General features: G+C 71.0%; 9 protein-coding genes and 2 pseudogenes. 5 read left to right on the forward strand and 6 right to left on the reverse strand.

What is annotated here, in order from left to right; all coding sequences use genetic code 11:
• Positions 1-2 precede the first annotated feature (2 nt).
• The 3 genes from ACH4YP_RS26015 (at position 3) to recQ (ending at position 5,445) form a co-directional block, all read left to right on the forward strand.
• Positions 3-1,574 carry an NADH-quinone oxidoreductase subunit M gene (locus ACH4YP_RS26015; RefSeq protein WP_361055017.1) on the forward strand — a complete coding sequence of 524 codons (1,572 nt, stop codon included), beginning with the start codon at positions 3-5 and terminating at the stop codon, positions 1,572-1,574.
• A complete protein-coding gene (gene nuoN, locus ACH4YP_RS26020; protein WP_361055020.1) occupies positions 1,571-3,220 on the forward strand; it encodes an NADH-quinone oxidoreductase subunit NuoN in 1,650 nt (549 codons plus the stop codon). The genes ACH4YP_RS26015 and nuoN overlap by 4 nt, the downstream gene beginning before the upstream one ends.
• 179 nt (positions 3,221-3,399) lie before the next feature.
• Positions 3,400-5,445 (forward strand): DNA helicase RecQ, encoded by a 2,046-nt coding sequence (recQ, locus tag ACH4YP_RS26025; RefSeq protein ID WP_398492983.1) that lies wholly within the window; start codon positions 3,400-3,402, stop codon positions 5,443-5,445.
• 287 nt (positions 5,446-5,732) lie between these two features.
• Here recQ and ACH4YP_RS26030 read toward each other — a convergent pair whose 3' ends face one another.
• From ACH4YP_RS26030 to fahA, 6 genes and pseudogenes are all read right to left on the reverse strand, one after another.
• Complete coding sequence (locus ACH4YP_RS26030; protein ID WP_398492813.1) at positions 5,733-8,675, reverse strand: fumarate reductase/succinate dehydrogenase flavoprotein subunit; 2,943 nt, start codon at positions 8,673-8,675, stop codon at positions 5,733-5,735.
• An 11-nt stretch (positions 8,676-8,686) separates the two neighbouring features.
• Positions 8,687-9,484: an ABC transporter ATP-binding protein gene (locus ACH4YP_RS26035; RefSeq protein ID WP_398492815.1), complete on the reverse strand. Its 798-nt coding sequence runs from the start codon at positions 9,482-9,484 to the stop codon at positions 8,687-8,689.
• A 17-nt stretch (positions 9,485-9,501) separates the two neighbouring features.
• Positions 9,502-10,557 (reverse strand): annotated as a pseudogene (locus ACH4YP_RS26040) (ABC transporter substrate-binding protein); the annotation flags it as partial.
• A 15-nt stretch (positions 10,558-10,572) separates the two neighbouring features.
• On the reverse strand, positions 10,573-10,800 hold the full coding sequence (locus tag ACH4YP_RS26045; RefSeq protein ID WP_010986276.1) for a ferredoxin family protein: 228 nt from the start codon (positions 10,798-10,800) through the stop codon (positions 10,573-10,575).
• Between the two features lie 48 nt (positions 10,801-10,848).
• Positions 10,849-11,657: pseudogene (locus ACH4YP_RS26050) on the reverse strand (GntR family transcriptional regulator).
• A gap of 402 nt (positions 11,658-12,059) precedes the next feature.
• Positions 12,060-13,325 carry a fumarylacetoacetase gene (fahA, locus tag ACH4YP_RS26055; protein ID WP_398492817.1) on the reverse strand — a complete coding sequence of 422 codons (1,266 nt, stop codon included), beginning with the start codon at positions 13,323-13,325 and terminating at the stop codon, positions 12,060-12,062.
• Positions 13,326-13,539: 214 nt separating this feature from the next.
• On the opposite strand from fahA, the gene ACH4YP_RS26060 reads away from it, so the two are divergent.
• Positions 13,540-14,784, forward strand: coding sequence for an ATP-grasp domain-containing protein (locus ACH4YP_RS26060; protein ID WP_398492985.1), 1,245 nt, complete (start codon positions 13,540-13,542; stop codon positions 14,782-14,784).
• Positions 14,785-14,885: 101 nt separating this feature from the next.
• Entirely contained in the window at positions 14,886-16,088 is a 1,203-nt protein-coding gene (locus tag ACH4YP_RS26065; protein ID WP_398492819.1) for an FAD-dependent oxidoreductase, read from the forward strand.
• The last annotated feature ends 51 nt before the right edge of the window (positions 16,089-16,139 follow it).

Below are 16,139 nucleotides of genomic sequence, written 5' to 3' on the forward strand. Positions count from 1 at the left end.
CGATGTCCTTTCCTCTGCTGACAGCGACGGCGGTGCTTCCGGCGATCGGGGCCATCGCCACGGCCGCCGTGCCGGCCGCGCGCCGCACCGCCGCCAAGTGGCTGGCGCTGACCGTCTCGCTCGCCACCCTGGTACTCGCCCTGGTCGTCCTGATCCGCTTCGACCCCGACGGCGACCGCTACCAGCTCACCGAATCGCACGCCTGGATCGCGGACTTCGGGGTGCGGTACGAACTGGGCGTGGACGGCATCGGGGTGGCGCTCGTCGCGCTGACCGCGCTGCTGATCCCGTTCGTGATCCTCGCGGGCTGGCACGACGCCGACCCCCTGGAGACCAACAGCAGCCGCTGGCGGCCGACGCAGGGCTTCTTCGCCCTGATCCTCGCCGTCGAGGCGATGGTGATCATCTCCTTCGAGGCCACCGACGTCTTCCTCTTCTACATCTTCTTCGAAGCCATGCTCATCCCGATGTACTTCCTCATCGGTGGCTTCGGAGACCGTGCCCACGCGGGCTCGGACGAGCATGCGGCAGCCCAGCGCTCGTACGCCGCCGTGAAGTTCCTCCTCTACAACCTCGTCGGCGGCCTGATCATGCTGGCCGCCGTGATCGGTCTCTACGTAGTGGCGGGAAACTTCTCGCTCCAGGCGATCGCCGAGGCCCGGGCCAACGGCACGCTGGACATGGCGACCAACACCGAGCGATGGCTCTTCCTGGGCTTCTTCTTCGCCTTCGCGGTGAAGGCGCCCCTGTGGCCGCTGCACACCTGGCTGCCCAACGCGATGGGGGAGGCCACCGCCCCGGTCGCCGTCCTGATCACAGCGGTGGTCGACAAGGTCGGCACCTTCGCGATGCTCCGCTTCTGCCTCCAGCTCTTCCCGGAGGCCTCGAAGTGGGCGACGCCGGTCATCCTCGTACTCGCCCTGATCAGCATCATCTACGGGGCGCTGCTCGCGGTCGGCCAGCGCGACATCAAGCGGCTGGTGGCGTACGCGTCGATCTCCCACTTCGGGTTCATCATCATGGGCATCTTCGCCATGACGAGCCAGGGCCAGTCGGGCGCGACGCTCTACATGGTCAACCACGGAATCTCGACCGCCGCGCTGATGCTGGTGGCCGGCTTCCTGATCTCGCGGCGCGGCTCGCGTCTGATCGCCGACTACGGAGGGGTGCAGAAAGTCGCGCCGGTGCTCGCCGGCACGTTCCTGATCGGCAGCCTCGCGACGCTGTCCCTGCCGGGGCTCGCGCCGTTCGTGAGTGAGTTCCTGGTCCTGGTCGGCACGTTCACGCGCTACCCGGTGATCGGGATCATCGCCACCTTCGGCATCGTCCTCGCCGCGCTCTACACGCTCGTGCTCTACCAGCGGACGATGACCGGCCCGGTCAAGCCCGAGGTGTCGGCCATGCCCGACCTCCGGGTGCGGGAACTCGCGGTGGTCGCCCCGCTGATCGCCCTGCTGATCTTCCTCGGCGTCTACCCGAAGCCCCTCACCGACATCGTCAACCCGGCGGTCAAACAGACCATGTCCGACGTACAGAAGACAGACCCCAAGCCCGAGGTGGAGGCGGCCCCGTGAGTGCTACAGCCGTCCACAGCCTGTGGACAATGGCGGCGGACCCGATCGACAAGATCGACGCGCCGAAGATCGAATACGGGCAGTTGTCGCCCACCCTGATCGTCATCGGTGCGGCGATCATCGGGATCCTGGTCGAGGCCTTCGTGCCCCGGAAATCCCGCTACTACGTCCAGTTGTTCGTGTCCGTCGTCGCCCTCGCCGCCGCCTTCGCCGCGGTCGTCGGGCTCGCGGCCGGCGGATACGGCACCACGAAGGCCGGTATCGCCGCGATGGGCGCCATCGCGGTCGACGGGCCCGCGCTGTTCCTACAGGGCACGATCCTGCTGGCCGGTGTGCTCGGCGTGTTCACGTTCGCCGAGCGGCGCCTCGACCCGGTGGCCCACGGCAACCGCGTCGACTCCTTCGCCGCGCAGGCCGCGTCCGTGCCGGGCAGTGACAGCGAGAAGGCCGCGGTCAAGGCCGGGTTCGCCACCACCGAGGTGTTCCCGCTGCTGCTCTTCGCGATCGGGGGCATGCTCGTCTTCCCGTCGGCGAACGACCTGCTGACGCTGTTCATCGCCCTGGAGGTCTTCTCGCTGCCGCTCTACCTGCTCTGTGCCGTGGCCCGCCGCAAGCGGATCATGTCGCAGGAGGCCGCGGTCAAGTACTTCCTGCTCGGCGCCTTCGCCTCCGCGTTCACCCTCTTCGGCATCGCCCTGCTGTACGGCTACGCCGGTTCGGTGTCGTACGCGACGATCGCGCAGGTCGTCGACGGCACCATCGGGACGGTGAACCCGGCACTCGCCGACACCATGGGCAACGACGCGCTGCTGCTCATCGGTGCCGCGATGGTCGTCATGGGTCTGCTCTTCAAGGTCGGCGCCGTGCCGTTCCACATGTGGACCCCGGACGTCTACCAGGGCGCGCCGACCCCGGTCACCGGCTTCATGGCCGCCGCGACCAAGGTGGCCGCCTTCGGCGCGCTGCTGCGGCTGCTGTACGTCGTGCTGCCGGGCCTGCGCTGGGACTGGCGGCCGGTGATGATGGGCGTCGCGGTCGTCACCATGCTGGGCGGTGCGATCGTCGCGATCACCCAGACCGACATCAAGCGCCTCCTCGCGTACTCGTCGATCGCACACGCGGGATTCATCCTCGCGGGTGTCATCGCGATGACACCGGACGGTGTCTCGTCGGTGCTCTTCTACCTGGGCGCGTACTCGTTCGTCACCATCGGCGCGTTCGCGGTGGTCACCCTCGTACGGGACGCGGGCGGCGAGGCCACGCACCTGTCCAAGTGGGCCGGTCTCGGACGCAGGTCACCGCTGGTGGCCGCCGTGTTCGCGGTCTTCCTGCTGGCCTTCGCGGGCATCCCGCTGACCTCCGGTTTCGCCGGGAAGTTCGCCGTGTTCAAGGCGGCGGCCGAGGGCGGCGCGGGCGCGCTGGTCGTGGTCGGTGTGATCTCGTCGGCCATCGCGGCGTTCTTCTACATCCGCGTGATCGTGCTGATGTTCTTCAGCGAGCCGCGTCCGGAGGGACCGACGGTCGCCGTGCCGTCGCCGCTCACGATGACGGCGATCGGGGTGGGGGTGGCGGTCACGCTGGTACTGGGTGTGGCGCCGCAGTACTTCCTCGACCTGGCCGGCCAGGCGGGCGTGTTCGTCCGCTGACCTGGTGTTCTTCGGGCCTCGGTTCCATTGGGAGCCGGGGCCCGAAGTGTTTTGGGGTGCGGTCCGACGGACGTATTCGACGGAACCTCGGTCGCAGCCTGTGGATAACTCTGAGGCTGTCGGTGCGGACCCCTATCGTGGAGGCAGTGGTCGAGGCACGACGTACGGGGGACGGGACAATGGGCGGGACGGGTGTGATGACAGAGGTGGCGGAGAGCGAAGCGCTCGGCACGCTCCACCGGGTCTTCGGTTACGAGGCCTTTCGCGGTGAGCAGGAAGCCGTCATCGAGCATGTGGTGAGCGGCGGGGACGCGGTCGTCCTCATGCCCACGGGCGGCGGAAAGTCGCTCTGCTACCAGATCCCGGCCCTGGTCAGAGCGGGCACGGGCGTGGTGGTCTCACCCCTCATCGCGCTGATGCAGGACCAGGTGGACGCGCTGCGGGCGCTCGGCGTGCGCGCCGGGTTCATGAACTCCACGCAGAACTTCGACGAGCGGCGCACCGTCGAGGCGGAGTTCCTCGCGGGCGAGCTCGACGTGATCTACCTCGCACCGGAGCGGTTGCGCCTGGAGTCCACGCTCGACCTCCTCAAGCGCGGAAAGATCTCGGTCTTCGCGATCGACGAGGCGCACTGCGTGTCGCAGTGGGGCCACGACTTCCGCCCCGACTACCTCTCGCTCTCGCTGCTGGGTGAGCGCTGGCCCGACGTACCGCGGATCGCGCTGACCGCGACGGCCACGGACGCCACCCACAAGGAGATCACCCAGCGCCTGGGCATGCCGGACGCCCGTCACTTCGTGGCGAGCTTCGACCGGCCCAACATCCAGTACCGGATCGTGCCGAAGGCCGATCCGAGGAAGCAGCTCCTGTCCTTCCTGAAGGAGGAGCACGCGGGCGACGCGGGCATCGTCTACTGCCTGTCGCGCAACTCGGTCGAGAAGACGGCCGAGTTGCTCGTCCGCAACGGCATCGCGGCGGTGCCGTACCACGCGGGTCTGGACTCCGGCATGCGCGCCGACCACCAGTCGCGGTTCCTGCGCGAGGACGGCCTGGTGGTGTGCGCGACCATCGCCTTCGGCATGGGCATCGACAAGCCGGACGTCCGGTTCGTCGCCCACCTCGACCTGCCGAAGTCGGTCGAGGGCTACTACCAGGAGACCGGCCGCGCCGGCCGCGACGGACTGCCGTCCACGGCGTGGATGGCCTACGGCCTGAACGACGTCATACAACAACGAAAGATGATCCAGTCGAGCGAGGGCGACGAGACGTTCCGGCGCCGGGCGGCCTCGCATCTCGACGCGATGCTCGCGCTGTGCGAGACGGCCCAGTGCCGGCGCGGTCAGCTGCTCGCCTACTTCGGCCAGGATCCGGAGGCCCCGGCCTGCGGGAACTGCGACACGTGCCTGCTCCCGCCCGAGACCTGGGACGGCACGGTCGCGGCCCAGAAGGTGCTGTCCACCGTGGTGCGGCTGCAGCGTGAGCGGGGGCAGAAGTTCGGCGCGATCCAGATCGTCGACATCCTGCTCGGGCGCAGGAGTGCCAAGGTCATCCAGTTCGACCACGACCAGCTGTCCGTGTTCGGCATCGGTGAGGAACTGGCCGAGGGCGAATGGCGCGGTGTCGTCCGGCAGTTGCTGGCCCAGGGGCTCCTCGCGGTCGAGGGTGAGTACGGCACGCTGGTGCTGACCGAGGCGAGCGGGACCGTGCTGCGGCGTGAGCGGGAGGTGCCGCTGCGCAAGGAGCCGTCGAAGCCGGTGGCCTCCCGTTCCTCGTCCGGTTCCGGTCGCAGCGAGCGCAAGGCCAAGGCCGCGGCCGCCGCGGCTTCCCTTCCCGCGGAGCTGCAGCCCGCCTTCGAGGCCCTGCGCGCCTGGCGTGCCGGCCAGGCCAAGGAGCAGGGCGTCCCGGCGTACGTCATCTTCCACGACGCCACGCTGCGGGAGATCGCCACGGTGTGGCCCGGCTCCGTCGCGGAGCTGGGCGGGATCAGCGGGATCGGCGAGAAGAAGCTCGTGACGTACGGGGAGGGCGTGATCGGGGTGCTCGCTGCCCTGGAGCGGCCTTCCGGCACCGGTTCGGGCTCTGACTCCGGCTCGGGTTCCGGCGCCGGGCGAGCGGAGGGTCCAGGGAACGGCGCGGGGTCGGCTCCGGCACGCCGGAGCGACGACGACCCTGGGTTCTACTGGCCCGACATGGAGCCGGAGCCGGAGCCCGAGGACTGGATATAGGTCCAGGTCCGGCTACTTGGTGCCGTGGCCGCGATGCCCGTGCCTGTGAGGGTTGGCTCGGCCGGGCCGATCCGACCTGGTCCGGTGCCGTCCGGTCCCAGGCCTGTTCTGGTTCCGCTGAGCCCAACTCGGGCGGCGGGGTTTGGTCGGTCCGTGTCCGATGAGCCCGGCTCGGTCGGGGCTTGCCTGGTCCGGTTCTGCTGAGCCGGGGACGGGCTCGGTCCGGTTCGGGTTTGCCGGGTGGTGCGACGCTCGCCCCCGCACCGCACAGGGCCTGGCCGCACAGATCAGAGCGCGCGTGAGGCGTACGCCCTGACGTCCGCGTCCGAGTCCGTCGTGGCCGTGGCGAGTGCGGCCCGGGCGGCAGCGGTTGACGCGTCGGCGGCACCGGACCGCGTGTGCCTGACGAGTGCCAGGACGGCGGCCTTGCGGACGTCCGCGTTCGGGTCGGCCAGCGCCTTGGCGAGGGCGGGCACGGCCACCTCGGCGTCAGCCGCGGACAGCGCGGTGGCGGCGCCGGCCCGGACCTGCCACGCGGGATCGGCCTGAGCACGGACGGCGCGTTCGGCCAGCGGCGCTGGGCACCCCGTGCCGGCCAGCGAGGCGAAGGCGGCGCCGCGGACCAGGGCGTCGGCGTCCTCGGTGAGGCGGTCGAGGGCGGCGATCACGGGGTCGGCGGCCGTGGCGTCCGGAGCCGGTGCGTCGCCCGCGCCCGACGGGACAGCCAGGTTCCGGCGGTCCGCGTCCGCATTCGCGCCCGGTGCGACCGCCACGTTTCGGCGGTCCGCGACCGCGCCCACCGTCGCCAGTGCCTTGGCCGCGGTCACCCGCACCTCACGGGAGTGGTCGTCCGCCGCCCGGACCAGTTCGTCGGCCGCGTCGACGGAGACCAGTGCTCGGATCGCTTCGATACGGACGGAGATATCAGGATCGCCCAGTGAGCGGGCGAAGAGGCCGGCGTCGCCCAGCCGCAGGGCACGCAGGACGTCGAGGGCGGCGGCGCGGACGACCGGGTCGGACTGTGCGAGGGCGTGTGTGAGCGGGTCGCGCAGGGCCGGTTCAGGCGTGAGCGTCTCGACGAGTTCGCGCAACGAGGCCGCCGCGGAGGCGCGTACAGCAGCGTCGGTGTCGGCGAGGGCGGTGGCCAGCGCCGGACCGGTTCCGGGGGGCGTGGTCTCGGTGAGCACGCTGACGGCCGCTCGCCGGACGGAGGGCTCGTGGTCGGTCAAGTAGGGCTGGACAGCGGAGAGTTCGGGCTCCTCCTCGGCGAGGGCGAGGAGTTCGAGCAGCCGGGGCGAGGCGTCCTGGCGGGCGCTGTCGCTGCTGGTGCCGTCGCTGTTGCCGGAGCCGGAGTCGGGACCGGTGCTTCCGGCCACGGCGGTGGAGGGCCGCGCGGCCACGGGGGCCGCGTCCCGTGCGCCAGCCGTGGCCACGCCCTCCGGGTGTATCTCGCCGAGGTGCCGGGAGGGGCCGCCGGTCGGGTCGAAGCCGTCTACGGGGATGGCGTAGGGAGCCACGGGACGAGCCGTGCACTCCATCGAACCAGAGGGGGACTTGTGCAGGTCGAGGTGGTGGAACCAGGAGACGTCGTCGCGCGCGGGATGGTCCGTGCGGTCGTGGTAGAGGCCCCAGCGGGACTCCGTGCGGGCCAGCGAGGCACGGGCCGCCATCTCCGCGCAGTCGCGGATGAAGGTGACCTCGGCGCACCGCATCAGCTCGTGCGGAGTGCGCCCGCCCATCGCCGAGATGTCGTCGCGCATCCGCTCGAAGGACTCGACGGCGAGCGACAGCCGGGCACCGGACTTGGGGGGCGCCACGTAGTCGTTCACGAAGCGGCGGAGCTTGTACTCGACCTGGGTCTGGGGCGGCCCTTCCGGGTTGCGCAGCGGGCGGTAGACCAACTCGTGCGCCTCGCGCAGCTGCTCCTGGGGCAACTCGCCCTGGTGGGCGCGGTACTGGGATGCGTCCGCCCCCGCGAGGTCGCCGAAGACGAACGCGCCGATCATGTAGTTGTGGGGGACGCAGGCCAGGTCCCCGGCGGCGTACAGCCGCGGCACGGTCGTACGGGCGTGGTCGTCGACCCGTACGCCGGAGGCCGAGTGGCCGCCGCACAGGCCGATCTCGGAGATGTGCATCTCGACGTCGTGGGTGCGGTAGTCGTGACCGCGACCGGCGTGGAAGGTGCCGCGGGTGGGCCGCTCGGTGGAGTGCAGGATCGACTCCAGGGCGGAGATCGACTCCTCGGGAAGGTGGCTCAGTTTGAGGTACACCGGGCCCCGGTCGCTCGCCACCTCCGCGGCGAACTCCGCCATCATCTGCCCCGACCAGTAGTCGGAGTCGACGAAGCGTTCGCCGTGCCGGTTGACCTGGTAGCCGCCGAAGGGGTTGGCGACATAGGCGCAGGCGGGGCCGTTGTAGTCCTTGATCAGCGGGTTGATCTGGAAGCACTCGATGCCGGTGAGTTCGGCGCCCGCGTGGTAGGCCATGGCGTAGCCGTCACCGGCGTTGGTGGGGTTCTCGTAGGTCCCGTAGAGGTAGCCGGAGGCGGGCAGGCCGAGGCGGCCGCAGGCGCCGGTCGCGAGGATCACGCTGCCCGCGCGAACCGTCACGAACCGGCCCGTGCGGGTGTTGAAGCCGGCCGCCCCGATGGCGCGCCCGTCCTCGGGGGACGTCAGCACGCGCACCGGCATCACCCGGTTCTCGATGCGGATGCGTTCGCGCATCTCGCGCCGCCGAAGCTGCCGGTAGAGGACCTTCTTGACGTCCTTGCCCTCGGGCATCGGCAGCACGTACGAGCCGGACCGGTGGACCTGGCGGACCGCGTACTCGCCGTGCTCGTCCTTCTCGAACTTCACGCCGTACGACTCCAGGCGCTGCACCATCGCGAAGCCGCGGGTGGCGGTCTGGCGGACGGTGGACTGGTCGACGATGCCGTCGTTGGCGCGGGTGATCTCGGCGACGTAGTCGTCGGGCTCGGCGCGGCCGGGGATGACCGCGTTGTTGACGCCGTCCATGCCCATGGCGAGGGCGCCGGAGTGCCTGACGTGCGCCTTCTCCAGCAGCAGCACGTCGGCCCCGTGCTCGGCGGCGGTCAGCGCCGCCATGGTGCCGGCCGTGCCGCCGCCGATGACGAGGACGTCGCAGGAGAGTTCCTCGGCGTCACCGAGGTCCGGGATCGCGAGGAGGGTGTCGCCGGGTTCGCGGGTGTCCGGGCTTTCCGGGGTGTCCACCAGGGTGCCTTTCACGTGCTCGGAGAGGTGAGGATCTCGCGGCGCAGAGCCACGCGTGCGGGGTCGTCGTGCGCCGTACGGTCGCGCGGCCGGGGCACCTCGCGCACCGTCGTGAGCCGGCCGGAGCCGAGGAGCGCCACGCGGTCGCCGAGGAACAGGGCCTCGTCCACGTCGTGGGTGACGAAGACGACGGTCGCCCCTGTGCCGTGCAGCACGTCCACCAGAAGGTCCTGCATGCCGGCGCGGGTCTGGGCGTCGAGGGCGCCGAAGGGTTCGTCCATCAGGACGGCGCGCGGGCGCGGGGCGAGCGCGCGGGCCAACTGCGCGCGCTGGCGCTGGCCCCCGGAGACGCGGTGCGGCAACTGCTGTGACCGGTCGGCGAGTCCGACCCGGTCGAGCCAGGACTCGGCCTGCCTTCTGCGTTCGCCGCGCGGCAATCCCTGGATGGCCAGGGGCAGTTCGACGTTGGCGCGCAGGGTGCGCCAGGGGAGGAGGGCGTCCTCCTGGAAGACCAGGGCGCGGTCCGCCGCCGGTCCTTCGATCCGTCGGCCGTCCTGTTCGGCCGTCCCGTCCAGGACGGGCAGCAGCCCGGCGAGCGTGCGCAGCAGCGTCGACTTGCCGCAGCCCGAAGGGCCGACGACGGTGAGGATCTCGCCCGGGGCGACATCCAGGTCGACGTCGGCCAGCGCGGAGGCGTCCGGTCGGCCGAGCGTGGCGGCGCGGAGGGTGAGCCGGGTGCCGCGTACGGGCGCGGGTGCCCGAACCGCCGTCGTCTCGGCGGACGTTCGGGTCTCAGACGAGGTGCTCATCGCGCGCCTCCTCGGTGTGGACGGCGGTGGAGGCGCTCGGCGTAGTCCGGGCCGAGGGCCTTCCTGACGTACCGGTCGTCGACGAAGGAGTCCACGTCCACGTCGCCGGTCAGCTTCGCCGACTTCAGGATCGAGACGTCCTTCTTGAGGGCGGAGACGAGCTTCGGCTTGATCGCCGGGTCGAAGGTGGCGATGCCGTGCGCGCCGTTGTAGAGGTACACGACCTCGGCGGGCAGCCCGGTCGCCTTCGCGACCTTCTCCGCCGCGGCAACCGGGTGGTCGTGGAGGTAGTCCGTCGCCTCCGCCTGGGCCTTGAGGAACGCTTCCAGCACGGCGGGGCGTTTCTTCGCGAAGTCCTCGCGGGCGGTGACCCCGTGGAAGGTCGGCAGGTTCAGTTCGGCGCCGTCGTACAGGGCCTTCGCCTTGCCCTGGAAGGCGAGCAGGCCGGGCCACGCGACGAACTGCGAGAGCGCGTCGGTGCTGCCCGCCGAGAGTGCCGAAGCACCCACCGCGGGCTGCTGGTTGAGCTTCTCGATGCCCTTGTCCGGGTCGATTCCGGCGCGCTGCAGCGCCCGTACGAGGGTGCCGTCGGCCGCCGAGCCGATGCTCGTCGACACCTTCTTGCCGCGCAGGTCCTCCAGAGAGCCGAGCTTCGAATCCGGCGCGGTGACGACGGTGTTGAGGCCGCCGCGCAGGTTGTAGCCGGTGACGGAGACGAGGCGGGTGGGGCGGCCCAGCTGCTTGCCGCGAGCCGCGTTGATGAGGAGAGGGAAGTCGCCCATCGAGCCGATGTCGATCTTTCCCGCGGCCATCTGCGCGGTGATGGGGGCGCCGGTCGCGTAGTCCTGCCAGTCCACCTTGTAGGTGTGGTCGTCGTGGAGGGCGTTCAGCTGCTGCTCGAAGGAGCCGAGGGAGCGCAGGAGGGTGCTCGCGGTGACGGTGTTGATGGTCTTGGACTGGTAGCCGACGGTGACCGTCACCGTGTTGCCGCTACCGGCCTCCGCGCTGCCGCCGCAGCCGGACAGGGGAAGCAGCAGGGCGACCGCGGAAAGGGCGACTGCCGTACGTTTCATGGGAGTTCTGGCCTCTCACCGGAGCAGATAGGGCATGTTGACCGTCACGGCTCCGGTGGGGCAGCGGGCCGCGCACGGGCCGCAGTACCAGCACTCGTCGACATGCATGTAGGCCTTGCCGTTGCTCTCGTCGATGGCGAGGGAGTCCAGCGGGCACATGTCCACACAGAGCGTGCAGCCGTCGATGCACTTCGACTCGTCGATGGTCACGGGCACGTCGGCCCGCTGGGGCGCCAAGGGCATGGCTGTCTCCAGGGAGATCCCGCTGACACGGGAAAGGGGGCGGGGCGGTCAGAGCGAGCGGCGCAGCAGACCGCTCATCGTGATGCGGTCGCCGCGATGGGGGTCCCCCCATGCGTTCAGCTATGGGGGAGGATGAACTCCAGGTCGACGGGCCGGCCGTCGGCGAGGTGGGTGAGGCGCTCCAGCATCAGGACGGCCGAGCCGCGTGGGGCCTGCAGAACCGTCGCGGAGTGCGCGTCGGCGTTGACGGCCTCCAGGGTGATCTCGGCGTGCCCGAGCGGCTGTCCGGTGATGCCTTCCAGGAGGCGGAAGACGTCCGTGTTCTCCAGGTCGGCGCCGAGCAGGGCGGTGCCGAGGTCGAGTGGGACGTAGGTGAGGTCGAGGGAGAGCGGGAGGCCGTTGAGCCGTCGCAGCCGCTCGATGTAGAGGACGTCGGCGCCGACGGGCACCCGCAGCCGTTCGGCGACCGGGGCCGGTGCGGCGACCGGGCCCGCGGTACGGACCTCGTTGCTGACCCGGCCGTGTTCGCGCAGGGTCTCCGCGAGTCCCATCAGCCGGTCGAGCCCGTGCGGGTACTTCTCGGCGACGACGACCGTGCCGACACCGGGCAGCCGTTCCACCAGGCCCTCGGCCCGCAGCAGGTCGAGGGCCTGGCGCACGGTGTTGCGCGAGGCCCGGTAGTCGGCGCCGATGGCCGCCTCGTGCGGCAGCGTGCCGTGCGGGAAACCGCCCGCCAGCACCTGGTGGCGCAGCAGGTCGGCGAGTTGCCTGGCCCGGTCCGCGCGCAGCCGCCGCCGGTGGGCGGCGACGGTGGTCGCGCCCTGGCCGGCGTGGTCACGGATGCGTTCGGTGGGCATGCGACGGACCATACCGACGGGGTACGGAAAGTGGTGTTGCCGGAGTGTTGCGCCACCGGCGGCTCCGCCGGTCGAGCGGATGACCTGCGGGTTCTTCGGGGGCGCGGCAAGATCTGCCACTGCGGGCGCCGCCGGGGAGGGCACGTTCCCGGGGCGCGGGGCTGTGACATTGTGCGGCTCCGCAGCGTGGGCGCGACGAGCCCCCACCGACCCGCAGCTCGGAACAACCCGGCGTCAGCGAACGCCGACGCCGACCCACCCCACCGGAAAGGCCGCCCCTGGCCAGGTACGGACCGCCCTGGCCAGGGGCGGACCGTCGCGACCGGGTACGGACCGGCCCGCGTACGGGACCCGCCCGCATACGGGACCGCCGTGCGGCCGGACGTGCCCGCGGGCGGGCAGCTACGCGCTCGCCGCGATGCGCCCGCTCACCTCGCCGAGGCCCACCCGCGTGCCATGCGGCCCGGGAGCCCACGCGGTCAGCGTCACCGTGTCGCCGTCCTCCAGGAACGTCCGCTTGCCGTCCGGCAGGTCGAGGGTGTCGCGCCCGTTCCAGGTCAGCTCCAGGAGGGAGCCCCGCTGGTCGTCAGAGGCCCCGCTCACGGTGCCCGACCCGTACAGATCGCCCGTGCGCAGCGACGCGCCGTTCACCGTCATGTGGGCCAGCTGCTGGGCGGCCGTCCAGTACATGGTCGAGAAGGGAGGCTCGGAGACGACATGGCCGTTGACGGCGACGGAGATGCGCAGGTCGTAGCCGCCTGGGTCCTCCGCCGCGTCGTCGGCGTCGTCCAGATACGGCAGCAGCGGATGCGTACGTGCCGGGGGTGTGACCCGGGCGTCGTCCAGGGCGTCGAGCGGGGTGATCCAGGCCGACACCGAGGTGGCGAAGGACTTGCCGAGGAACGGGCCGAGGGGGACGTACTCCCAGGCCTGGAGGTCGCGGGCGGACCAGTCGTTGAGGAGGCAGAGCCCGAAGACGTGATCGCGGAAGCCGCTCAGCGGGACGGCCGTGCCCATCGTGGAGGGCGTGCCGACGACGAAGCCGACCTCCGCCTCGATGTCCAGCTTGGCGGACGGCCCGAAGACCGGCGCCGGGTCGGCCGGGGCCTTGCGCTGACCCGAGGGGCGTACGACCTCGGTCCCGGAGACCACGACGGTGCCCGACCTGCCGTGGTAACCGATCGGCAGATGCTTCCAGTTGGGGGTGAGGGAGTCCTCGGCGTCGGGGCGGAAGATCTGGCCGACGTTACGGGCGTGGTTCTCGGAGGCGTAGAAGTCGACGTAGTCGGCGACCTCGAAGGGGAGGTGGAGCGTCACCTCGGAGAGCGGGTGCAGCAGGGGCGCGATCGTCTCGCGGTGGGCCGGCACCGTCACCCACGCCGTGATCGCGCGCCGCACGTCCGACCACGCCGTGCGGCCGGCCGCGAGCAGTGGGTTCAGCGAGGGACGGGCGAGCAGCGCGGCGTACGGGGAACCGAGTTCCACGGCCGCGGCCCCCGCGTCCAGCACGTGGTCGCCCAGCCGAACGCCCACGCTCCGCCGGCCGGAGCCGCTGCCGCTGCCGGAGACGGCATCGGAGCCGCTGTCGGAACCGTCGAGGGAGAACACGCCGTACGGAAGATTGTGCGGGCCGAAGGGATCGCCCTCGGTGACATCGAAGGGGGGCATCGGGTGCTGCCTCGCTTTCCGGGTGGGTGCAGCACACGTTACGGGGGAGTCGCCGCTCTTGGGCAGTGTCTAAAGAGTTCGCAATGTCCGATTAAGGGCGGGGTCGGAGTAGTTGATTCCGGCTTAGCGTCCTTTCGGGGGACGCGGACGGGGTGGGTCCGGGTCCGGTAGAGGGGGACACGTGGGGGGACCCGTGGCCAGACGTTTCGCAGGCGTGCCGTTCGGCGCGGACCGGGATGTTCCGGGCCTGATCGTGAAGTTCGGCGACTACCCGCTGCACCACGGCGGAGTGGGCGCGATCCGCAGCCTCGGGCGCCTGGGCGTACCGATGTACGCGATTACGGAGGACCGCTACACACCCGCCGCGGTCTCACGGCATCTGCGGCAGGCGTTCGTCTGGCCGACCACCGGGACGGAGCGGCCGGAGCGGCTCGTCGAGGGGCTGCTGCGCGTCGGGCGCCGGATCGGCCGGCCCACCGTGCTGATCCCGACCGACGAGGAGGCCGCGGTGCTGATCGCCGAGCACCAGGAGGAGCTCGCGGACCGCTTCCTGTTTCCCAGAGTGGAGGCCGGCCTTCCGCGTCGCCTCGCCAGCAAGCAGGGCCTGCACGAACTCTGCCTGGAACACGGCATACCCAGTCCGGAGTCCGCCTGCCCGGAGTCGTACGCGGAGATCGAGGACTTCGCGGCGAAAGCGACCTTCCCGCTCGTGGCCAAGAACCGCGAGGCCTTCGTGCGCCGCGCGCGACCGGCCGTGAGGGGGACGACGCGTATCGGGACCCGCGAGGGGCTGCTCGCGCTCGCTCGCGGCTGGGGCGAGCACCCCGGGGTGATCCTCCAGGAGTACCTGCCCAGGGAGGACGCCGAGGACTGGATCGTGCACGCGTACTTCGACGCGGACTCGACGCCGCTCGCGATGTTCACCGGCGTCAAGGTCCGCTCCTGGCCGCCGCACGCGGGGATGACGGCGAACGCGTACGTGGTCGACAATCCGGAACTCGCGGACATCGCCGCGCGTTTCATCAAACAGATCGGCTTCAGCGGTGTCATCGACCTCGACCTGCGCTTCGACCGGCGCGACGGCCAGTACAAACTGCTCGACTTCAACCCGCGGATGGGAGCACAGTTCCGGCTTTTCGAGAGCGAGTCGGGGATCGACGTCGTTCGCGCGATGCATCTGGACCTGACCGGCCGCACCGTTCCGGAGGGGGAACAGCTCGCGGGCCGGCGCTACATCGTGGAGAACATCGACCTGCCCGCGCTGCTCGCGTACCGCCGCAGCGGCTACACGACACCGCACGCCCCCAGCCACGCCAGCGGCACGGAGCTGGCGTGGCTGGCGGCGGACGACCTGCGGCCGTTCTTCACCATGCTCGCGCGCTTCGTACGGCCCGGAGTGAAGCACATGTACCAACTGTGGCGGACCAACCGCCGGAGCACCCGCCCGAGCACGGGGTGAGGGCTTGCCTGAGCACGAGCCAGCAGTACGACGAACCAGTACACAGCACCTGATGGTGTTGACCACGAAGTGACGAAGCAGCGTCCTGGGGAGGGGACTTCGTGATGGAGCCGGTGGCAGTGATCGGTGCCGGGCCCTTCGGCCTGTCCACCGCCGCGCATCTGCGAGCGCGCGGCATTCCGGTACGGGTGTTCGGTGAGCCCATGGTGAGCTGGCGTGCGCACATGCCTGAGGGGATGCTTCTGAAGTCGACCCCGGCCGCCTCGAACATCGACGCCCCGCAGCCCGGGCACAACCTCGTCGACTACTGCGACGCGGCCGGCATCCGCCGACTCGTCACGGACGAGGACATCGTCCCGGTCGAGACGTTCGTCGCGTACGGGGATTGGTTCCGGCAGAAGCTCGTGCCGGACCTGGAGCGGGTGCGGGTCGTCTCGGTCGACCGGCGCGGCTCGGGGGGCTTCGAACTCAAACTGGACTCCGGGGAGTTGTTCGCCGCTCGGGCGGTCGTCGTCGCGACCGGGCTGTCCGGGCTGGCGCATCTGCCGCCCGAGCTGGCCGCGGCCGCACCGGACGGACCGACCCCCACGGGGCCCGTCTCGCACAGCTCGCAGCTCCACGACCTGTCCCGGTTCTCCGGCAAGGAGCTGATCGTCGTGGGCGCGGGCCAGTCCGCCCTGGAGACGGCGGCGCTCGCGGCGGAGGCGGGCGCGCAGGTGCGCGTGGTGGCGCGCGGCAAGGGGTCGGTCGCCTTCGGCGCGCCCCCCTGGACACAGCCGAGGCTGCGTCCCGAGTCGCCCTTCGGCCGGGCCTGGTCGCTGTGGGCACTCAGTTACTACCCCCACCCGTACCGCCATCTGCCGCCGCAGGCCAGGCACTTCCTCGTCCGCCGCGTGCTCGGCCCTCTCGGTGCCTGGTGGCTGCGCGAGCGGTTCGAGGGGAAGGTGCAGGTGAGCGAGGTGTCGCGAATAGTCCGCTCCGGATCGGTGGACGGCCACCCGGCCCTCGCCGTCCGGACGCTCGACGGACGCGTCGAGGAACTCTCCGCGGACCACGTCGTCTCCGCGACCGGATACCGCGTCGACCTCGCCGCGATGGACTTCCTCGGGCACGAACTGCGTACGGAGCTGGCGGTGAGCCGGGGGACACCGAAGCTGGGCGCCGGGTTCAGGTCTTCCGTACCCGGGCTCTACTTCACTGGGCTGCCGGCGGCGGCTTCGTACGGGCCGGTGATGCGGTTCGTGTGCGGGACGGAGTTCGCCTCACCGAGGTTGGTCCGGCATCTGGTGGGGGCGCGCGGCTGAACGGAACCTCCGCTTCGTGCGCGTACGCATCGACGCGTCGCCGAAGCCACC

Origin of the sequence: Streptomyces sp. NPDC020747 (assembly GCF_044334695.1) — a bacterium.
GTDB lineage: Bacteria > Actinomycetota > Actinomycetes > Streptomycetales > Streptomycetaceae > Streptomyces.